The following is a 23083-nucleotide window of genomic DNA, read 5'->3' as shown; positions in this document are numbered from 1 at the left end:
GGTGAATCATGAAAAGAAATGGCTTTACACTTGTTGAACTTCTTGTAGTAATAGCAATTATGGCTATTCTTGCAACTTTAATTCTTCCCCAATTGGCAAAGGCGAGAATCAGAGCACAACAGGCAGCATGTATAAGTAATTTAAAACAACTCGGTCTTGCTGTTCGTATGTATGCAAATGATTATGATGATTGTATACCTTATATGAATGGAGATGACTCAGGCAGGGCTTATAACAATCATCTTTCTCTTTTACTGCCATATGTTGGATGGAAACAAGGAACAACAGTAACTCCTGAATTATATGTCTGTCCTGCTGTTGGACTTTCAGGTGCACCTGATGCAACATATAGTTGTTTCCCCTTTACGAATGTTAAAATTAAAAGGATATATTGCTTCAATAGAATAACAGGAGGATTTCCTTCTGGGTATGGTAACCGTGTTTATAATGGACAGAAACTCGGACATGTACCAGACCCTACAACTCATATTCTTTTTCTTGAAGGGACTTGCGACCATGTTTATAGTTTAAGCCAGATAATGTATCTTCACGGAAATAATACGAATGTTTTATTTGCAGGAGGAAATGCAGGTTCATTCCCAAAAGGTTTTCTTGAAAATCCTGCAAATCTTGTTCCTTACTTTGGACAAAAATTGGCAGGATATTGAGAAATCAAAAATTGGAGGTAAATAATGAAAAAAATATTTTTATCTACAATAATAGAGTTTTTTCTCTTTTCTTCTTTTTTATTGTTTTCTGATACAAATCTATGGGAAGGAAAAAGTTCTGACTGGTTTGATAAGGAAAACTGGTCAATGAAAAAAGTCCCTGATAAAAACGATAATAATGATGTTCTTATACCTTCCGGAAAACTTAATTACCCTAAACTTACTTCAGATGTATTTATAGACGGAACTCTTACAATAGAAAAAGGTGCTTCAATTCAACTGAATGGTTATAATATCACACTTGTAAATCTTGGAGTAAACAATAAAAAGGGGATTGTAAATAAGGGAATAATTAATGCTGAAAAGAATGGTTCTATTTTGACTGTTGGAAGAGGGGGGTTCATTAATGAAGGAGAAGTTAAAGGCTATCCTTCCCTTGTTTTTGGTACATATTCATTTGATGCATTACTTAAAGCAGGGGGTGCAAATTTTTCTTCAATAACCATTTCTCCTGGTTCTTATTCATACAGAGTAACAGCAGTGGATAAATTAGTAATTAAAGGAAATTTGGTTTTACAGGGACACTCATTATATGTGAATAAAAATGCTTCTGTTTATATATATGGAGATATTATTTTTGAAGGGAAGTCACCAAGAACTGCAGGTATGACCCTTGAAGGGGATGTTTTTCTTTATGGAAATATTGTAAGCAATGATTCTTCTATTGGGAATGGAAACGGAAATGGCTGGATAATTTTTAATAAGGATGGATTGCAGGAAATAAATATTTTAAAAGAAGGAGGAATTTTACCTCCTATAAAAATAGAAAAAAAAGAAGGAATTGTAAAATTAACAGGAAATTTATCATGTGCTGGTTTATATATTGAAGAAAAAAATGCTCTTTTGCTTAATAATACTGAAAAAATACAATTTGGTGGTGCTGGGTCTGAAAGTGCATACACTCGTGGATTGATAAATAAAGGGAAAATTCAGGGCAAGACAGATTTAAATTTTTCAACAGGATGTTATAATGCAGATTTATTGCAAGGAGATTTTGAAATTCAGAATTTAAAAATTGATACTGGAAATTATGCATATTCTGTCAATTTAAAAGAGAATTTGAAGGTAAACGGAGATATTGATTTTAAAACAGGAACTTTAAATATGGGAGAAAACGCAATAACAGTTGGTGGAAGTTGGTATTTTTCTCCATTTCCGGAAAAACCCTCTCCTGTTACTCCTGTTCTACAATCAGGAAAAAATGCAAAAATAATATTTACCTCAAACTCAAACGCAATAATTCAATCAGGCGGTGTTGAAAAAGCACATTACTATGACGCAACATTCCCAAATTTAATAATAAACAAACCAGAAGGAATTCTAATAATTAAAGAAAAACCTCTTGAAGTAAAAGGAATGCTGAAACTTGAAAATGGGAAAATAGAAATGAAAGATGGAGGAGAAATATATTTGGGAGTGGTAAGAGACCAGACATATGGGAAATACAGAATCTTTGATATTGGACTTAAATTAAAAGGAACTCTCACAAAAGAGATGTTTCCTGAAATAGTCCCTGCTAAAATACCTGAACCTACTCCTGGAAAAGTAAGGATTATTCACAATTATGTTGGACCTGATATTTCTTCAAAAGAACTTTTTAATATAGCACCTTTTGCAAATATAACAACAATTCCTTATACAACAATAGTTAAAAACCTTATAGATAATGACCCTGACTTAAGAACTTTAACTTTACCTGAAACAGGAACTCCAGCAAAATTTTCAAGATACCAGTTTCAGTTTAAAGAAAAACAAAAAATTTCAAGAATTTCATGGTGTGTAGCATCAGGTCCATGGGCAATTCTTGCTGATAAAGATGGAGATGGAAATTGTGAAACGCTTTTAAGAATAGATATTGAGGGGAAAGTAGAAAATCCGGGAGGAACATGGGTATCAAGGTCTTTTTTGCATAATAATTTTGTCCCTCCTGTTGAAACTTATGGAATAATGTATGTTGATTTTTCAGGGAAAAATAATATTTATGATTTTCAGATACTTATAAGCGATAAAAAAGATTATGATAAATTAAAAAAAGATTTTGAATATGAAAAAGAAAAAGGAGTCCCTATTGTTGAAGATGGGGAGGAGATAAATGTTCCTGCTCCTTCTGAAAAAGAAAGGATTTTTACAGGTTTTCATATTGAACCATGGATGTTTAATTTACCCCAATGGATAAAGATGGATAAAGATAAAAGACCTTCTCTGAATGAATATAAAGGGTTCAGAGATTTTGTTGAAGGAGTGAAAAATTATAAAGGGAATATTCTTAATATGTGGCCACCAACAACATGGGAGCAGGTTGGGCCTGGAACATATGAACATCCAGTTCTCTGGCCAAGCGAATATGATAGACACAGTGCAAAAGAAAATTTTCTTGAAGAAGTTGTTGAAGCATTTCATAAAGAGGGTCTAAAACTCTTCACAATGAGAAGGGTTGCATATCCAAAAAAACTGGAAGAATTTCCCAAGACCCCAACAAGAGACAAACCTGCACCCTATATTTCAAGACATAGTAGAGAATATTTAAATGGTATAGTTAGAGAACAGGTTCTTTCAGGAGTTGATGGTGTTGGTATTGGTTTTGACGAGCAGATGCCTTACAGAACTATTTTAAATTTAAAAGGAGTGAATGAAGTAACAAAAAGTATTTTTAAAGAAAAATATAAATGTGAATTACCAGAAGAACCGCAGGATACAGAAGCATTTCGTAAATGGATTGTTTTTGGATATGAAGAATTTGCAAATTATCTTGCTGATGCTGCAAACGAAGCAAAAAAAATAAGACCTAGTGTTTATACAAAATCGCCTGTTCATTTTACCCTTGGAACATTATGGAACAGTCGTATTGATGTTGGAATAGCAGAAGATATTGTAGGAAATAAAGCCAGAATAGATTTTGCAAGAGGTAATTCATATCTTACATTTCAATCACTTGGTCATTATGTGACTGTTTTATCTGCAAAAATAGGAGTAGGAGCAAATGAAAATGGTGGAGTTGTTTCTTTACACAACTGCTCATGGTCGTGGAGAGATGATACTCTTAATGTTCATCCAGGATTTTATCTCCACTTCCCTCCAGTCTATATGAGGGCATCTCCTATAAGTTCTGTATTAAATGGAGCGAGAATGACTTTATTCTGGAGATATAATCTTATTTTTTTTGGTAATTATGATAAATATGTTAAGGAAGGATATTCCATTATTGAAACTATGAGTAGTTGGGGAGCAAAGGAAGCAAAAACTCCAAAATATATAGCAATTTTAAGGTCAAGAACATCCGAGGACTGGTGGCAGGTAAAACAGAGATATAATGAAAAAGGGGACCCGATGGACCAAATAAGGGGCTATATATATCTTAAATATGTAATGGAATTTCTATTGAGAAATGGGTATCCTTTTGATGTATATTATCTTGACCATCCAGTTGAAAATTTAAGGAAAAAACTTGACGGTTATAAACTTTTCATTCTTCCCTTCCCTTACAGTATAAGTAAAGAAACATTCAATTTAATTAAAGAATTTATGGAAAAAGGAGTTGGAGTGATTTTATTTGACAGAACTGGTGAAACTGATGAGTGGGGGAATTTATATGAAAAAGGGCTTTTTGAGGATTTAATTAAAGAAAAAAAGGTCTTATTTATAAATGAAGACATACCAAAAATAGGACATCATCCTGACTTTATAAAATCTTTGGGCCAAAAAATAGATGAAACACTTGGAAGAGAAAAAACATTTTATTTTAATTCTTATGGAGAGGATGTTGAATTTGGTATTCTTGAAAATAAAAATAAAGAATACATTTTAACTTTCATAAACTGGACGGATAAACCTGTTGAAGTAGATTTTGGACTTCTAAAACTTCCTCAAACAAAAAATTATGAAATTTTACAGAGAGATTTAAATGGAACTAAAAGAGTAAAAATTGGAAATAAAGAGTTATTAAAAGGAATGGATTTGAAAAAAATACGAATTGCTTTAGATAAATGGGATGTAAAAGTCCTTTATGTAAAATAAAAAGGGAGTAAAGATGAAAAAAATAATTGAATTTGCTTGTGTTTTATTAATTTTAACTTGTTTTTCTTTAAAGGCAGAAAGGGATTATAAACTTGACTGGTACAACTGGGTAGAAGTAAAGACTGCTCCTTATATGCTTAAAATAGACAACCTTACAGATTCTGATACAAAAACTGTTTCTGAATATCTTGGAGGACCTGAGATAGGGGGATGGATTGAATGGCAATTCCCTTCTCCTGTGAATGTAAGTTATGTAAAGTTTATGCAGAGTGGCGCAGATACTTTTTCTCTAATGTGTGATACAGACGGTAAATTACTGTTTAATATTGAAGTTGGAAAAGTAAAAGTAGAAAAACCTGATGAATGGATAATAATTCCTGTCAATAAAAAAGTTTTTGGCTTAAAACTAATTGCTTTAAGTGGAAAAGCAGGATACCGTACTCCATATCCAACATTTAAAGAGATTGAAATTTATACAAAAGAAAAAATAACTCCTGAAAAAAAGAGAGAGGAAAAAAGTAAAGCAATACTCAATAAAGGAAATAAAATTCAGTTTCCAGAGTTAAACAAAAAGAATATAAAATTTATTCCATGCATAGACCTCTGGATGGCAGGAATTATTCCTGGTGATAAAATGCAGGAAAGTACAGAGGAAATTGAAAAAAGTAATGGATTCCAAACGATGCTTAAAAAATTACGGGAAATAGATGCTCAGGGAGTAAGAATCTTTCTTGAAACTTACTGCTGTAATAATAAAATGCCTTGGAAAAGTCAACTTGCTCCAAATTATGGAAAGGATACTCTTAAAGGATTTATAGATGCACTCCATAAAAATAATCTTACATCTGCAATTTTCCTTCATGCATGGATTTCTCCTATTCAACCAGCAGAAAAGATGTTACCAATGCCTGATAGAAGATGGGATTATCCTTATGAACAAAGTGATTTAGTAGCAAGTAAAGGGTTATACGAAGGATATGAACCAAATAGATATCCTTGTGTAATATGTGATGATGACTTCAAAACAAAATGGTTTGGTCTACTTAAAGAGGTTGTTGAAAGAGGAATAGATGAAGTTTATGTTATGCCTGATGAATATTACTTTAAAGGACATAATCTTGAAACTGTAAGATGTCCTTCATGCGAAAGAGAATTTAAGAAAAGATATGGATATGAAAGTTTGCCAAAAGTTGGGAAAGGAGGAGGAATTAAAAGAGATTTTGGACCTGACCCGAGAAAAATGATAGATAATGAACATTACAGGAAATGGAAACTTTTTGAATATGAAAAGATTGCAGAACTGTTTAACGAAGTGGCTGATAAACTTAAAAAACTGAATCCTAATCTGAATTTAATAAGTAGTGCAAATCCTGCATCTTCTTTATATTCAAATTTAGGACTTGAACATGGAATAGCATTTGATATCATTGGCAGAGGAAAAAGTTTTACACATATTCAACTTTATGCACATGTTCCGTTAAATTATGGTGGATATACAGCACTTGCAAGAAGAATGTCTGCTGCTTATCCTGATGCAAATCTTTCTGCAAGTATCCAGTCGCTCGGTTTTAAACACCTAAAAGCAGACAAAAGTAATGAAATTTTGTTCTATGGATACCTTATTCCTTTCATTATGAATGGAGCAACGAGAATAGACCTTTACCGTTTGAATTATGTGGAAGGAAATGGTTGGTGGGAAAGGATAAAAAATGGTATAAAGATGGTAAGATTACTTGAAGAGTGGGGAATTACTGAAAGCAAAAGTGTGGCAGAGACATGTCTTCTTATTTCCCGTGCTTCTGAGGACTGGTGGCAGGTAAAAGCTCAAAGCGCAATGGGAACTGTTGAACCAGAATCAAAAAGGTCAACCATACTTTATATGGAAGAAAAACTTGGAACTGTCCAGACAGAAACAACAGATGAAATGGAAAGGACACTTAATTTTGAAAGATTCAGGGGAATGTATTCAAATCGTGCAATTGAATCGGTTTTAATAGAAAACGGAATTCAGTATGATGTTAAATATACAGAAAGAGAAGAAACTTTAGGAGATTTGAGTAAATATAAACTCCTTATTCTGCCATTTAGTTATTCAATGTCAAAAAAAGCATATGAAAATATCAAAAAAGCAGTTGAATCAGGAACTAAACTTGTTATATTCAACCAACTTGCACCAACCAATGAATATGGAGAACCATATTCAGAACCTCTTTTAAAAGAACTCCTTAATAATCCAAACGTGAAATTTATAGATATAAACCCTGCTTCAGAAGGTATGAAGAGGTCTTTCAAAAAATTTTATGGAGATTTATTTTACAAACTGCTTGGGACAAAATATTACTTTAACAACAATGATAATAAAGTGGAATATGTTTTAAGAAAGATAGATAATAAGAATTTTATTTTGTACCTTGCCAATTGGGATAAAAATGAAAGTACATGTGTAATTGGTATACCTGTTGCTTCCGGGAATTACAGAATTTTGATTTACAGCAGTTTAACAGACGAATTAAGAGAAGGTACAATGAAAGGAACTTTTGGGAACAAAAATATTATTAAGGGTTATAGTTTTAAGAATTTTGGAATAAAGATAAGCCCAGGAGAAGTACTTCTTGTAAAAATCTATCCTGAAAAATGAAAGAGGAAAAAATTGTTTTAAAAAATGATATTCTTAAAATTGAAATAGATAAAAAGGATTTCTATTTATCTGTTTTTGATTTAAGAACAGGTATAAAATGGCTAATGCAAAAAAATGGTCCTGGAGATATAGGGATAAAAGGTCATTCAGGTCCGTGGATAGGTCTTCCTTTCAGTTCTGCAGGAAGTGTTGAATGGAAAGAAAATACCAATTTTATTGAGGTATGGTTAACAAGGTTTCCTTATAGAGCAAATATATGGGGACCAATTGACTTTGCTGTTTTTTTAATTTTTAAACTTATGGAAGATACCCTCTCAATCATAGTTGGGACAAAAAATGGAAGAGGTGAAGTTTCCTTAATAGACAGTTACTATCCGAGAGGTTTTTTATTTCCTGAAAAAGTAAACGGATTCCTTGTTCTTCCTTATGGGCATGGATGTCTTCTTGATAAAAAATTCCCTTGCGAATTAGACCATACGTTTCCTGTTTATGCAGGAATGAGTTTTGTGATGCCTTGGTGGGGACAGATAACAGAAAAAGGAACTGGACTTATTGCTTTACCAGAAACCCCTGAGGATATGGGGATAAGATTAATAACTGAAAATGGTTATGGTCACACTGCTCATCCATACTGGCAGGCATCTCTTGGAAATTTTTCATATCCGAGAAAAATAAATTATAAATTTTTTAAAAAATGTGATGTTGTTTTACTTGCAAAAACTTACAGAAAATTTGCAGAAAAAAGAGGAATTAAGGGGATTTTAAAAGAAAAAGCAAAAGAAAGAAAAAATGTAGAAAAACTTAAGGGTTCAATTATTGTTAGTATATGGCATGAGTCCTGGTTTGGCAATTTCAGAAAAAAAGATGTATGGAGAAGAATGACTTTTGCAGAAGGATTAAAAAGATTCAAAATGCTTGCAAAAGATGTTCCAATTAAAAAAGCAGTTGTTCATATTGATGGATGGGGAATAAAAGGATATGATTGTTGTCATCCTGATATTTTACCTCCTGACCCAAAACTTGGTGGATGGAACGGACTAAAAAAAATGGCAGATGAAATACAATCAATGGGTCATATATTTTTATTACATGATAATTATGTTGATGTTTATGCAGATAGTAGTGCCTTTGGTCCTGAATATACAGTTCTTGATTTAAGCGGGGTAAGACCCGAGAATAACGAATGGCTTGGAGGAAGACAGAGATGGCTATGTCCTAAAAAAACAATGAAATTTGCAAAAAGAAATCTAATGGAGGTGAAAAAAAAGATTAATCCATCAGGAACATATCTTGATTGTTTTACATATAGTCATTTAAGAGAATGTTATGACCAAAAACATCTTTCTTCCCGCAAAGATACTATAAAATACTGGTCTGAAATATTTGCATTATGTCAAAATTTTGGATGGGTAACTTCCTCTGAAGGTGGAGCAGACTGGTCAATACCTGTACTTGACTTCTGCCATACTGTTCAGCCTGGAATATGTCCATTTGACCTTAGAGAAAAATTAAAAGGACCCCTTGGAATCCCTGTTCCTCTTTATTCTCTTGTCTGGCATGACTGTATAGTAATCCCAGCTTGGATATCCGGTGAAAAAGACACTGATTCATTCTTATGGGGTATTTTATGGGGAGGAATTCCTTCTATTCGTACAAAATCTCTTGAATGTAATTCTGCTCCTTATGGCAAAGAAGATATAAAATTTGTGAGAAACCTTATACCAATGGTAGAACTTTCTGAAAAAATATGTTTTGAAGAAATGGTCAATTTTAAAATTCTTGATTCTAACGGAAATATTCAGCAAACAGAATTTTCTGATGGTACAAGTATAACTGTTGATTTTAAGAATAAAACTTATTGGATAAAAAAATGACAAAATACCAGTTAACACGAAAAGTTAAAAAATTTGTTTTGGATAACGGAGCAGATCTCGTTGGAATTGCTCCTGTTAGCAGATGGGAAAAGGCACCAATTAAGCACAGCCCAAAAGGTATTATGCCAGAATCAAAATCTGTTATAGTTGCAGGTGTACACTTTCTTGATGCAAATACAGAACTTGCAGCAGAAAAAGACCCTCGTTTCCCAGGTCCAGGATATTCAGAAATGAATGCTTCTGTTTTTCTACAATCCCTTGGTTTTAAAATTGCAAAATTTCTGCAAGATATGGGATTCTCTACAATACCTATTATTCATACAATGCTCTGGAATTACAGACCACAGGAAGGAGCAGAAAGAGGATGGATGGCAGATATGTGTCATTATTATGCAGCTGTATGTGCAGGCCTTGGAGAAATTGGGTGGAACAATCTATGTTTAACTCCCCAATTTGGACCAAGACAGAGATTTATATCCATTATTACAGAAGCAGAACTTGAACCAGACCCTCTATATAACGGAGAACCATTATGTGATAAATGCCTTCTCTGTGCTAAAAACTGTCCTACCGAGTCATTTGATAAAGAAGTTATAAGAATTGCGACAATAGAAATTGAAGACAAAAAATTTTCTTTCCCTTACAGAAATTTATGGCGATGCGCAATTGGAGAGAATTTTCAACTTGATGTTTTTATACCTAAACCCGAAAAGATAGACGAAAATTTTATTCTTGAAACAATTGACAGGGGGATTAAAGAAAAACCAGAAGTATTTTATGGATGGAAAATGGGAATGTGTCTTAAATACTGTGTTCCTCCTAAGAGAAGATATTTTGACAGGAATTACTGCAAATCTCCAAGGAGAAAAAGAGATAAAGAACCCGATTTTTCTGAAGAAAATGTTAAAAAACTTATAAAAGAAATTAAGAAACTTGCTTTAAAACTGGATGTGGATATAATAGGAGCGGCTTCAATTGAAGAATTTAAAGAAAGTGGTATAAATTTAAACCAATTTCTTCCGGATGCAAAAAGTGCTCTGATTTTGGGTTTTTCATATCCTGAAAATTGTTCTTTAAACACATGGTTTACTGCAGAAGTTGCCGAACTTCTAATTGCAAAACATATACAGGAAAAATATGGATTTTCTTCTTTGATAAAAAGTGGAATTGATGATGAAAAATGTATGAAAATTTGTAATCTTACTTATTATAGTAAAGGGATTACTTTTTCTGAAAAAAATAAAATCTTAAGAACCATAATTACCCAAGCACCTTTTAACAAAAATTCTTTCAAGTCAACAAAAAAGAGAGAAAAAAAGAAAACACTTTCCACCTCTTCCCTTACTGAATATATTAAAACTTTTTCTCTAAAAAATGGTGCTGACCTTGTCGGTATAACATGCGTGGAAAAACTTGATGAAATAGCAGAACAATTAAAGAATATATATGAAAATGAAAAATATTTTATCGTGGAGAATAAAGGTTGGGTATGCGATGGAAAAATAATAAAAGATCTCATGCATGCCCCTTTTAATCCAGTTGTAAAGGAAGTTAAACTTATCCCCAGAAAACCTTCTGATTATTTGAAATCTGCAAGGTCTATTATTGTTATTGGTTTACATCTCATAGAAAAAAGTATTGAACTCGCTGGTTCTCCTCCGGGATATAAAGCAGGCCACTATATGTATACAACTCATATGGAATCAATAAATCAAATTTTTACAATACTGAAAAAAATTACAAGAGAACTTTCTTCCTTTGGATATCAGTGCATACCAGTTATTGATATATTTGACATTTCTTCAAAAATATATGGTGAAATACCTGATTTATATTCATCACGATTTGCAGCAATTGCTTCTGGTCTTGGAGAAATTGGATGGAATGGAATTGTTTTAACTCCTCAATTTGGACCAAGACAAAGATTTGCCTGCATTATTACTGATGCTGAATTAATCCCTGACTCTGTCTATAAAGGACCTTCTCTTTGTAAAAAATGTTATGAGTGTGTAAATGCCTGTCCTGTATCTGCAATTTCAGAAAAAGATAAAAACTTTATAAAAATTGATGGAAAAGTATTTGAATGGGGAAAATTAAATATTCTTAGATGTGATTGTGCCAAGAGATATGCTCTTATTGCTGACGAGGGGCCAAAATATATTGGTTCTAAAAATAATTTTAAACTACCCGAAAAAATAACTCCTGAATTTGTATGTGAAGCATTAAAAAAGTCAGATAGAATTCAAGAACCAGGTTATTGCACAATTGTAGAAAATTGTTTTAAAATATGTAATGGCAGGAAAAAATAAATGGAAAGTAAAGCAAAGGAATTTTTAAAAAGACTTGTTGAAACTCCAAGTCCCTCTGGTTTTGAAAGAATTGTTCAGAATCTTGTTAAAGATTATCTGAAAAATTTTATAGACAGAATAGAAATTGATATCCATGGAAATTTAATCGCCATTAAAAATCCTTCCGGAATTCCCAAAATTATGCTGGGTGCTCACTGCGACGAGGTTGGTTTTCAGGTTAAATATATATCAGAAGAAGGTTTCATTTTTTTTCAAACAATAGGAGCGCCTTATATACACTCACTTCACGGACAGAAAGTCATAATTTTGAATAAAAAAAGATGTGTTAAAGGTGTAATTTGCAAAAAAAAGATAGATAAAGCAGAAGATTTAAAAATAAACAGTTTCTGGATAGACATAGGTGCAAAAAATAAAGAAGAAGCAGAAAAATTTGTCAGCATAGGCGATCCAATCGCCTTTTCTTCTTCTTTTACAGAATTGCTTGAAGGGAAAAACATAATGGCAAAAGGATTTGATGATAAAATAGGAGTTTTTGTTATCGCAGAGACAATGAGATTATTGAGTAAGGAAAAAATAAAATCTTCAGTATATGGAGTTTCAACTGTTCAGGAAGAAATCGGTTCAAGAGGAGCATGGATGGCTTCTTTTAAGATAAAACCAGATATTGCTATAGTTGTTGAAGTAATGGAATGTTCTGATTATCCTGATACAGAAAAAAGAATTATGGGTGATATAAGATTGGGCAAAGGGCCTGTATTACAGATAGGTCCAAATATAACCCCTACTCTTGGAGAGTTTCTTATTGAAACAGCAAAAAAGGAAAAAATTCCATATCAGATAGATGCTGCTGCCGGTCCAACACCAACAGATGCGAGTGTAATTCAGATAATACAGGGAGGCATTGCCACTGCTTTATTGAGAATTCCCCTTAGATATATGCATACTTCTGGAGAAATAGTTTCCCAAGATGATGTCAAAAATGCAATAAAACTTTTAACTCTTTCTATAAAAAATATGTTTTAAAAACTAAATTTTTCATTTGGTAAAGTAAAATTCTATTATGTCTCCGTCTTCTATATGTGAATTTGGTCCAAGAAGTTTTAAAATCCCCATATTTTTTGCCTTATGCCAGTCAGTTATTTCAACAAACTCATTAAAACTTAAAGATACTGCCTTTACAAAACCTTTCTCAATATCTTTATGAATCTTCCCTCCTGCCTGTTTTGCATTTAAGTTCTCTGGAATAATCCATGCCTGTGCAATATCTCCTTTTATTGTATAAAAAGTTATCATTCCAAGTTTTTCTATTACTTTCTTATAGATATCCTTTATTTCATAAATAACTGGAAGGTCTGTTTTTATTTCTTTTCTATTACCATTTGATAAAATTAAAAACTCTTTCAATGTTATAAGTTCTGCTCCAAGTAATTGTTTTTTATCTATTTCCATATCCTTCAAAAATTTTTCCGATTTTAAAAAATCAAGACATTTTTCCCAGATTTCAGTATTAGTTTTTTCTTTTTTCCTACCTTCTATTATACTTTCAACCCTTTCTATATCATGATAAATAAGTTCCATAACCAGTGATTCCATTTCTTCCTCTGGATTTGCTTCCTCTGCGAAATTTTTTACAATTAAAAGAATAATATCTGCTTCAAAAAAGTTTTTAAAATAATTAGAAGGAAATCCTTCTCCTTCTGGAAAACCTTTAAAATCATATATCTCAAATTCAGGATAGACAACTTTTTTTGGCTTTACAATTTCTTTTATCTTTTCAAGTCGCTCATCTTTGTAAATACCAATCCCAATATTCGGTTTAAACGGGTCAAAAATCTCGCTTTCTTTGCCTGTCAGTTCTTTAAATATATATGTCTTCCCGCTTCCTGAATAACCTAAAAGAGCAATTTTTATCATTTTATACTTCCAAATTCTTTATAAATATATTCAGAAATTTTTTCTATTTTTTTTATTTCTCCAAAAGGGGGTAATTCGTCTGACACTCCGAGTATCAATTTCGGGAAAAACATATCTATTACTCTTTTTGTAAAGTCAACAACAAAATCAGTTGAATACTGGGGAAGAAAGAAAATTGCTGGAATTAAATCCAGAACAACAAAATCATTTCCAACCGCCTCTTTTATTTCATCAAGTGTCATATCACATTGAGGGAAAGGAGTTAATGCTTCTATTCCAGATAGTTCTGAAATTTTTATATACTTTAATATTAATTTTGAGTTACCATCCCAGTGGCTATGAACAAATCTATTATTTTTCTTCATAATTTTTCCTATTTTCTGCCATCTTGGTAAGAGATATTTTTCTAAAATTGGAGGGGGTGTAAATTCATTTGTTGCGTGGTCTCCAAGATTAAAAATTCTACAATCAGATTTTAAAACTTCTTTTATCATCCTTTCGTCTCTTTCATCGCATGCGGATAGGTATTCCTCTACTTCTTGTGGATAATCTTTAAGGAGATAATATGTATTCAAAAGTCCTGCATAAAATTTAATTAAATCAGTAAAACCAGAACTTGAAAGAAAAATTGTAGGTGCTCCCCTGTTTCCCATTCTTTTATCTCTTTCATCAAAAATTTCTTTAACAAAAATATATCTTTTATTTCTTATTAAATGTGTTAAAATCTTCAGTTCTTTAATATTTTCACAAGGAAATTTTACTATTCTTTTATTTTCATTTTCTCTGACAATCTGATAAACAGTCCTTAAATCACCCCATTTTGTTCTTACTACACTTTCTGTATGGTTTTCATCTAAAATTCTTTCAAAAAATTCAACAGGTTCCTCATTATATTCAAAAAGACCACTTGAAGCACCATATCTGACAGAACAACCAAGTTGGTCATAAATTTGAAAGTCAGAAAGGTCTTTAAAACTATCAGGCAAAGAATTATTTTTTCTGTGATAATATATCCAGGTTTCAAGTCTGGGTTGCCATAAAACTTTATTTGCTTTCCCTTCAAAAATTTTTATATTCAATTCTCTTTTTGTCATTTTTTTTAATTTTAAAGCAAAATTTTAAACTTGACAAAAAATTCATAAAAGGGTATTTTATTCACTATCAGAGCCGGGGTAGCTCAGTGGTAGAGCGCAGCCCTGAAAAGGCTGGCGTGGGCAGTTCGATTCTGCCCCCCGGCAATTACAAAACAGATAAAATGTTGGGAAAATTTTCTGATTTCTATCTGAAAATTTTTGGGTGGGAAGAGGAATAAATTTTAATTTTAAAAATTGCTGAAATTTCCATCCATAAGAGAGGTAAACCATGAATTATTATGAAGATTTACTATCCAGATTAAAAAACTTAAATCCCGGAACAAAAATGTTTTTGAGTAATTTTTTAAACAGAGAAAAAGTTCTTTTTCTTGAAAATTTAATAGAACTTTTAAAAAAAATAAATGAAAAAGAAGAAGAAATAAAAAATTTAACAAGAGAAAAGATGATAGAAAAGACAGAAGAGATAAGAAAACTCATTTCAGAAGGAGAACCACTTGATAATTTTATAGTAGATGCATTTGCGCTTGTAAGGGAATCTGCAAGAAGGACTTTAAATATGAGGCATTTTGATGTTCAGATATTAGGAGGGATAGTTTTGCATTCAGGAAAAATTGCAGAAATGGCTACAGGAGAAGGAAAAACACTGGTTGCAACTTTACCTTTATTTTTGAATGCTCTTGAAGGGAAGGGCTGTCATCTTGTAACTGTAAATGATTATCTTGCTAAAAGAGATACTCAGTGGATGGGTCCAATTTATCATTATTTAGGTCTTTCTGTTGGATGTATTGTTTCATATAGAGAAACCAAAGATAGATATTCTTCAGTTGCTTACAAATTTGACCCAACACACCTTCCTCCTGATTCAAGATTTTTATATTTAAAACCTGTTAGTAGAAAAGAAGCATACCTTTGTGATATAACATATGGGACAGGCAGTGAATTTGGGTTTGACTATTTAAGAGACAATATGGCGGTAAGAAAAGAAGACCAGGTACAGAGAAAATTAAATTATGCGATAATAGACGAAGTTGACTCTATTTTAATAGATGAAGCAAGAACTCCTTTAATAATATCCGGTCCAAGTGAAGAGAGTCCCACTTTGTATTATGAAGTTGACCGACTTGTAAGGAAATTGACAAAGGATAAAGATTTTGTAGTTGATGAAGAAAATCAGACCGCAACTTTAACAGAAGATGGGATTAAAAAATGTGAAAAACTTTTAAATATAGGAAATCTTTATGATGGAACTCATACAGAACTTGTTCATCATATAAATCAAGCATTAAGAGCACACAATTTTTTCAAGAGAGATAAAGAATATGTTGTTAAAGATGGAGAAGTTATTATAGTTGATGAATTTACAGGCAGATTAATGCCAGGAAGAAGATGGTCAGATGGACTTCATCAGGCAATTGAAGCAAAGGAAGGGGTTAGAATTGAAAGTGAAAACCAGACACTTGCAACAATTTCTTTTCAGAATTATTTTAAACTTTATAAAAAAATCGCAGGAATGACAGGAACAGCAATAACAGAAGCACTTGAATTTAAAGAGATTTATAAACTTGATGTGGTGGTAATACCAACAAATAAACCATTAAACAGAAAAGAATATGATGATGAAATTTATTCAACAGAAAAAGAGAAGTTCAATGCAATATTGAAGGAAATAGAAGAACTTTATAAAATAGGAAGACCAGTTCTTGTTGGGACAATATCTATAGAAAAAGCAGAAAAGTTAAGTAAAATGCTTGATAGAAAAAACATTCCTCACAAAGTATTACACGGTAAAAACCACGAAGCAGAAGCAGCAATTATAGCACAGGCAGGAAAACCAAAAGCAATAACTATTGCAACTCAGATGGCAGGTAGGGGAGTTGATATTATTCTTGGAGGAAACCCGGAAATTATTGCAAGAGAAGAAACGGTTAAAATTTTATGGGCAAGGAAAAGAGAAAAGAAACATATAAAGTCAGATTTTATTGATATAGTAAACGAGATAGAAGAAAAATACAAAAAAAGGCAGGAAGAAATTGAAAAAACTATAGGAACACAACTTAAAGAATTCAAAGAAAAATTATCAGAGATAGAAAAAAATTTATATCAGAAAGAAAAAGTAGTAAAAGAAATATTTGAAAAAGAAATATTTGAAAAAAAATCTAAAGGATTGTTTAAAAGGTATGAAAATAAACTTTTAAAATTGAAAGCAATTTATGAAGCAAATAATAATAAATTACAGGAATTGAATATTCAGTTTAAGGATAAACCAGAAAAAACAAAAGAAATAAGGGAAACAACAGGAAAAGCATTCAGGGAATATATAAATTACAAAAATTACATAAAGAACCTCTTTGATATAAAAACAAAAGAAAATATAGAAGAACAGAGGAGCCGTCTTATAGAAATTATTGAAAATGAGAAAAATGAAAAGGAATTAATAAATTCTTTGATTACTTTGTTGGAAGTAATAAAAAATACATGTATTTCCTGTATAAAAACTCTTGAAGAAGTATACCCTGAAATTCTTTTTACAGAAGAAGCAGAAAAAAGTAAGAAAAAAATAAATAGATACATTGAATTTATTGATAATTTGAAAAATCAGATATCGGAAAAAACTCAAATTGAACAGATTGTTTCTGATTTTAAAAATAGAGAATATCATGTGTACAAGGGTTTAGAAGAGGGTTTTACAGAAATTGAAAGAGAAATTTATAAAAAATATTCTCCAGATTATTTAGAAATTGAAAAAGAATATGAAAAAACAGTTAGAGAATATGAAAAAATTCAGAAAAAATATATTGAGGAATTGAATCTTGCAAGAGAGGAATATGAAAGAGAAAGAAGTCAGTATGAAGAAGAATGGAAAAAAATTAGAGAAGATATGGAAAAAAGTCCGGAAGAATTTAAGGAAATATATCAGGAATTACTTGAAAAATACAAAAAACCGTGGGAAGAAGACCATAAAAAAGTAGTGGAACTGGGAGGACTTCATGTAATCGGGAGTGAAAGATATGAAGCAAGAAGAATAGATAATCAATTAAAAGGTAGAGCAGGAAGGCAGGGAGACCCCGGTTCTTCAAAATTCTTTTTATCCCTTGAAGATGACCTTTTGAGAATTTTTGGAGGGGAAAGATTAAAAGGATTGATGGGAAAGTTACCTGAAGGAGAAAAAATAACTCATCCACTGATAACAAAAATGATAAATAATGCACAAAAAAAAGTTGAGGGAAGGAATTTTGAAATTAGAAAAAATCTTCTTGAATTTGATAATGTTTTGAATGAACAGAGAAATATTATTTACACTTTGAGACAGGACATTCTTGAAAATAGAAATCTTGATGAATATTTAAAAGAGTATATAGAAGAAATTATTGAGAGAGTTTTCAATGAATACTGTGATGAAAAAATAAAACCATATATGTGGAACATAGAAGGATTAACTAAATATTTTAAAACAACTTTTGGAATAAATATTGAAATAGAAAATCCTGAAAATATAAAAAATTACCTTTTGTGGAAAGATGATTTTAAAGAAAAGTTAAAGGATATCTTCATTTCTGTATTAGAGGATAAAAAGAAACAACTGGGTGAATTTTTTGAAGAATTAAAGAAATTTGTGTTTTTACAGGTAATAGACAATAGATGGAAAGCACATTTAAGGGCAATGGATGAATTGAGAGAAGGTATAAGTTTAAGAGCATATGCTCAGAAAGACCCATTAATAGCATATAAACATGAATCTTTTCAATATTTTCAGGAAATGTTAAAATCTATTAAAGAAGAAATTATTGGTAATTTATTAAAAATTCAGGTTACAGAAAAGGTTGCTCTTAAAGTTAGAGAAACAGAAAGAAAGGAGTTTGTCCATCAAACATATGAACAGTTTGCTACAACAAAAGAAAAAGAAGAACCTGTTTCTGTTGCACAGAGTATTTCTGAAGGTTTATATAATAAAAATGTAATTAACAGTCCAACCGCTTCTTTGAAAAAACAAAAAATAGGAAGAAATCAACCATGTCCATGTGGAAGTGGTAAAAAATATAAACATTGTTGTGGAAAAAATGAATAATACAAAAGTTTATTTGTTAAAAACCTGTGGAAAACATGGAAAAAGAAGTTCATAAACTGTGGAATATCGTACTCAATAATGTGGAAGAAAAGATAAATAATTCAAGGACCTTTGATTTATGGATAAAACCTGTAAAACTTATAGATATAACTGAAAATATTGTAAAAATAGAAGTTCCAAATTCAACTTTTGAAAAGAATTTTTTACCTTATATAGAAATTTTAAGAGAAGAAATACAAAAAATCTTTGGTTTTAATCCTAATTTTGAAATAATTTATTCTATAGACCTCCCTTCAGAAATAAAAGAAGAAAGTTTTTTTGAAATAGCATTGAATCCCGAGTATACTTTTGAAAACTTTGTTGTTGGTCCATGTAATCGTCTTGCTCATGCTGCAAGTGTTGCTGTTGCTCAATCTCCTGGAGTTGCTTATAACCCTCTTTTTCTATATGGAGGTGTTGGACTTGGCAAAACTCATTTAATGCAGGCAATCGGTCATTTTGTTAAGGAGAAAAGTAATGCTAAAATTGCTTACATGCCATCTGAATATTTTGTAAATGAGTTTATAACAAGTATAAAAAATAAAACAACTCATCTTTTCAGAAATAAATTCCGTAATCTTGATTATCTTTTAATAGATGATATTCATTTTATTGCAGGAAAAGAAGGAACTCAGGAAGAATTTTTCCATACTTTTAATTTTCTCTATGATAAAAGAAAACAGATAGTTCTTTCAAGTGATAAACCGCCAAAAGAAATAAAGTTTCTTGAAAAACGTCTTGTATCAAGGTTTGAATGGGGTCTTATAGTTGATTTACAGACCCCGGATATAGAAACAAGGGTTGCAATAATAAAGAAAAAAAGTGAATTGAGGAAACTTTCTTTCTCTGAAGACCTTATTTTTTATATCGCTGAAAAAATAAAAGATAATATTAGATTAATAGAAGGAATTTTAAATGGACTTGTTGCAAATGTGACCTTACTGAATAGAGAACTTAATAAAAACTTAATAGATGAAATAATAGAGGGTGTATACAGTTCAGATAAAAAAGAAAAAAAGTTTGTAAATATTAAACAAATAATGAATGTTGTTTGTGAGTATTTTGGTTTATCTCCTGAAGAAATAAAAAGTGAAAAAAGGGTTAAAAATATAATTCTTCCTAGACAAATAGCTATGTATCTTGGAAGGGAATTAACAGAAACTTCTTTAAATTCAATTGCTTCTGAGTTTGGAGGAAAGGACCATACGACTGTTTTACATGCCTGTAAAAAAGTTAAAGAGTTAATGGAAAAGGATAAAAATTTAAAAAAAATAATAGAAAATATAAAGGAAAAATTAAATGAACAGTGAATTCACAGGTTTTGCACATAAAAATTTATTTACAAATTATAGATTTTTAAATTTTTTAGTATTTTTCCACAATTTTACTATTAATTATAAAATATATATAAAAAGGAGGATTAAAAATGAAAGTAAATATAAGTAGTGAAGTTTTAAATAAAGGGCTTGAGTACATTTCAGATGTTTTACCTGCGAAACCAACAATAGCGATTTGTGGAGGAATTTTTTTAGAAGGAAAAGAAAATAATTTAACGTTAATTGCAACAGACCTTGAAAATACTGTTAAAGTTTCTTTAGAATGTGATGTTAAAGAAAAAGGTCAATGTGTTATTCCAGGAAAACAATTTATCTCTCTCTTAAAACAATTTAAAAATAAAGAAATAAAAATAGAAAAAAAAGAAAAGTTTATTAATTTAATAGGAGAATCATCCCAGTATTCATTTATAGAAATGGAAACAGAAGATTTTCCTAAAATCCCAAAATTCTCTTCAGAAATAACTTTCAGAATTAAAGGAGAAACATTAAAAGATGGTTTTAAAAAAACTATTTTCTGTATTGACCCAGATGAACCAAGACAGCAGTTCAGAGGAGGACTTTTTGATATAAAGGAAAAAGTTATAAATATAATAGGAACAGATACCAGAAGATTATCTCTTTTCTCTATTTTATTTGATACTCCCTTTAAGAAAAATACAAAGGTTTTATTATCATATAATTTAATAAAAAAAATGATAAATTTATTAAATAATGAAGAAGTAGAAGTTTTTATTGGAAAAAATAATATATCTTTTCAAACAAGTTTTACAATACAGATGGAAGAAAACAAAAAAGGAATAGGAAGTGTTTTGTTTATTTCTCAACTACTTACAGGAGCAGAAGAGTTTCCTGATTATGAAAAAGTTATTCCTGATATTAAAAAATCAAAAATTTCTCAAATCAATACAGATTTATTTTTATCGTCTTTAAAGAGAATTTCACTTTTTACTTCAGAAAGAAATAATAAAGTTAAATTAAGTTTTAAAAAAGATGCTTTAATTTTATCCGCTTCAGGAGAACTTGGAGAAGCTCAGGAAAAAATGGATATTCCTTACAGTGATGAGGAAATAGATATAATTTTTCCTCCTAATTTTTTGATTGATTTTTTACAAGTAGTAGAAAAAAAAGAGTTTATTTTTTCTTTTACATCTTCTTCAAAACCAGTTTTAATGAAACCAGAGGAAGAAGATAATTTCTTATATGTTTGTATGCCATTAAAAACAGAATGAGAAATGAAAACAGAAAAAATAGATAGTATTGTTAAAAGGGTTTTAAATAAAATTGAGATACCTGACGAAAAGAATAGAAATATTGATATAACTGTTCTCTGGCCAAGGATAATAGATGAAAAAATGAGAGGGAAAAGTTATGTTCTTTACGAAAAAGAAAAAAAACTTTATATTAAAGTTGAAAATAGTTGTTTTCTTTCTCTTTGTAGAATGAATAAGAAAAAAATAATTGAAAAGTTGAAAGAATTTGGTTTTAATTATATTGATATAAAATTCTTAATTTGAAAAAGGAGGAAATATGTTTAAAGGAGCAATTGTTGCACTTGTAACACCAATTAAGAATGATAAGGTTGATTATAATTCCTATAAAACACTTATTGATTTTCAAATAAAGAATAAAACCAATGGGATTTTAGTTGCTGGTTGTACAGGAGAACCGGCAACTTTAAGTTATGAAGAGCATAAAGATTTGATAAAGTTTACTGTTGAATATGTTAATAAGAAAGTTCCTGTTATAGCAGGTACTGGTTCAAATAATACTAAAGAAGCGATTGAACTTACTGAATATGCTGAAAAGGTAGGAGCAGATGCAGCACTTTTGATAACCCCTTATTATAATAAACCAACTCAGAAAGGACTTTATCTTCATTATAAGGCGATTGCAAAGGCAGTATCAATACCTCTTATTCTATACAATGTGCCTTCAAGAACAGGGATTTCTATTACACCTGAAACAGTTGCGGAACTTTCCGAAATAAAAAATATAGTTGGGATAAAGGAAGCAAGTGGTTCTCTTGATCAGGTAAGTAAAATACTTACGCTATTAAAAAGAGAAGATTTTACAGTTCTCTCCGGAGATGATTCTTTAACTTTACCAATTATGTCTGTTGGAGGAAAAGGGGTTGTTTCAGTCGCTTCAAATATAGTTCCTCTTGAAGTTTCTCAGATGGTTGAATATACGTTAAATGGTGACTATGAAAATGCAAGGAAGATACATCTTAAACTTTTCCCAATCTTTAAAATTCTTTTTATAGAAACAAATCCAATACCTGTAAAAACATGTCTTTCTTTAATGGGTATGATAAGTCCTGAATGGAGACTTCCTTTATGTGGACCGAGTGATGAGAGTATAGAAAAGATTAAGAAAACATTAAAGGAGAGTGGAGTTTTATGATATTCAAAAGAAAGCGGTATATTGAGATTTCACCGAAAGAAAAAGTTGAAATTAAAAAAGAATTGTGGGTCAAATGTGAAAAATGTGGAAAATTAATTTATACAAAAAAACTTGAAGAGAATTTAAAAATATGTCCAGAATGCAACTTTTATTTCAGAATGACCGCAAAAGAAAGAATCAATTCTCTTATAGATGCGGGTACTTTTTCAGAAAAATGGGGAGATTTACAGTCGGAAGACCCACTTAATTTTGTAGGAGTTAAATCATATAAGGAAAAACTTGAAGAAGAAATGAAAAATACAGGAATGAATGAAGCAATGGTAACAGGAACAGGAAAAATTGGAAACTTCCCTGTCGCTTTCTGTGTACTTGACGCTCATTTTATTATGGGAAGTATGGGGTCTGTTGTGGGAGAGAAATTTACAAGGTTATGTGAATTTGCGGTTGAAAATGGACTGTCTCTTATTTCTGTTTCTGGAGGGGGTGGCGGAGCAAGAATGTATGAAGGCGTTGTTTCTCTAATGCAAATGGCAAAAACTTCAGCAGCTGTTGGTAAATTGAAAAAGGCGGGTATTCTGTATGTTTCTATTTTAACAGACCCAACGATGGGAGTAATAGCAGCAAGTTTTGCTTTTCTTGGAGATATAGTTCTTGCTGAACCCTCAGC

14 protein-coding genes and 1 tRNA gene are annotated in these 23083 nt (G+C 30.9%); 13 read left to right on the top strand and 2 right to left on the bottom strand.

Annotated elements, in window-relative coordinates; genetic code table 11:
- Positions 1-8 precede the first annotated feature (8 nt).
- Genes PKV21_01065 through PKV21_01040 form a run of 6 tightly spaced genes read left to right on the top strand, consistent with a single transcriptional unit; the run spans position 9 to position 12586 of the window.
- Entirely contained in the window at positions 9-668 is a 660-nt protein-coding gene (locus PKV21_01065; GenBank protein HOM26078.1) for a type II secretion system protein, read from the top strand.
- Positions 669-692: 24 nt separating this feature from the next.
- The gene (locus tag PKV21_01060; GenBank protein ID HOM26077.1) at positions 693-4742 is read left to right on the top strand and encodes a hypothetical protein; all 4050 of its coding nucleotides are present in this window, start codon (positions 693-695) and stop codon (positions 4740-4742) included.
- A gap of 13 nt (positions 4743-4755) precedes the next feature.
- On the top strand, positions 4756-7380 hold the full coding sequence (locus PKV21_01055; GenBank protein HOM26076.1) for a hypothetical protein: 2625 nt from the start codon (positions 4756-4758) through the stop codon (positions 7378-7380).
- Positions 7377-9254 (top strand): DUF5696 domain-containing protein, encoded by a 1878-nt coding sequence (locus PKV21_01050; GenBank protein ID HOM26075.1) that lies wholly within the window; start codon positions 7377-7379, stop codon positions 9252-9254. The genes PKV21_01055 and PKV21_01050 overlap by 4 nt, the downstream gene beginning before the upstream one ends.
- Positions 9251-11563 carry a 4Fe-4S binding protein gene (locus tag PKV21_01045; protein ID HOM26074.1) on the top strand — a complete coding sequence of 771 codons (2313 nt, stop codon included), beginning with the start codon at positions 9251-9253 and terminating at the stop codon, positions 11561-11563. The genes PKV21_01050 and PKV21_01045 overlap by 4 nt, the downstream gene beginning before the upstream one ends.
- Positions 11564-12586, top strand: coding sequence for a M42 family metallopeptidase (locus PKV21_01040; protein HOM26073.1), 1023 nt, complete (start codon positions 11564-11566; stop codon positions 12584-12586).
- Positions 12587-12598: 12 nt separating this feature from the next.
- Here the strand turns inward: PKV21_01040 and PKV21_01035 are convergent, their stop codons facing one another.
- The gene (locus PKV21_01035; GenBank protein HOM26072.1) at positions 12599-13477 is read right to left on the bottom strand and encodes a DUF933 domain-containing protein; all 879 of its coding nucleotides are present in this window, start codon (positions 13475-13477) and stop codon (positions 12599-12601) included.
- On the bottom strand, positions 13474-14571 hold the full coding sequence (locus tag PKV21_01030) for a hypothetical protein (GenBank protein ID HOM26071.1): 1098 nt from the start codon (positions 14569-14571) through the stop codon (positions 13474-13476). The genes PKV21_01035 and PKV21_01030 overlap by 4 nt, the downstream gene beginning before the upstream one ends.
- A gap of 72 nt (positions 14572-14643) precedes the next feature.
- On the opposite strand from PKV21_01030, the gene PKV21_01025 reads away from it, so the two are divergent.
- The 7 genes from PKV21_01025 to PKV21_00995 all read left to right on the top strand — a co-directional run.
- Positions 14644-14715: transfer RNA gene (locus PKV21_01025), tRNA-Phe, on the top strand.
- 181 nt (positions 14716-14896) lie between these two features.
- Positions 14897-18637, top strand: a complete 3741-nt coding sequence (gene secA / locus PKV21_01020) for a preprotein translocase subunit SecA (GenBank protein ID HOM26070.1) — start codon at positions 14897-14899, stop codon at positions 18635-18637.
- A gap of 35 nt (positions 18638-18672) precedes the next feature.
- Complete coding sequence (gene dnaA / locus PKV21_01015) at positions 18673-19986, top strand: chromosomal replication initiator protein DnaA (GenBank protein HOM26069.1); 1314 nt, start codon at positions 18673-18675, stop codon at positions 19984-19986.
- Between the two features lie 116 nt (positions 19987-20102).
- Entirely contained in the window at positions 20103-21242 is a 1140-nt protein-coding gene (gene dnaN, locus PKV21_01010) for a DNA polymerase III subunit beta (GenBank protein ID HOM26068.1), read from the top strand.
- Positions 21243-21245: 3 nt separating this feature from the next.
- Entirely contained in the window at positions 21246-21527 is a 282-nt protein-coding gene (locus PKV21_01005; protein HOM26067.1) for a DciA family protein, read from the top strand.
- A gap of 13 nt (positions 21528-21540) precedes the next feature.
- Positions 21541-22416 carry a 4-hydroxy-tetrahydrodipicolinate synthase gene (gene dapA, locus PKV21_01000; protein HOM26066.1) on the top strand — a complete coding sequence of 292 codons (876 nt, stop codon included), beginning with the start codon at positions 21541-21543 and terminating at the stop codon, positions 22414-22416.
- On the top strand, positions 22413-23083 hold a 671-nt coding region (locus PKV21_00995), incomplete at its 3' end, for an acetyl-CoA carboxylase carboxyltransferase subunit beta (GenBank protein HOM26065.1). The genes dapA and PKV21_00995, both read left to right, overlap by 4 nt.

Source organism: bacterium (assembly GCA_035371905.1).
Taxonomy (GTDB): Bacteria; Ratteibacteria; UBA8468; order B48-G9; family JAFGKM01; genus JAMWDI01.
This window is presented reverse-complemented; position numbering and strand designations above follow the sequence as displayed.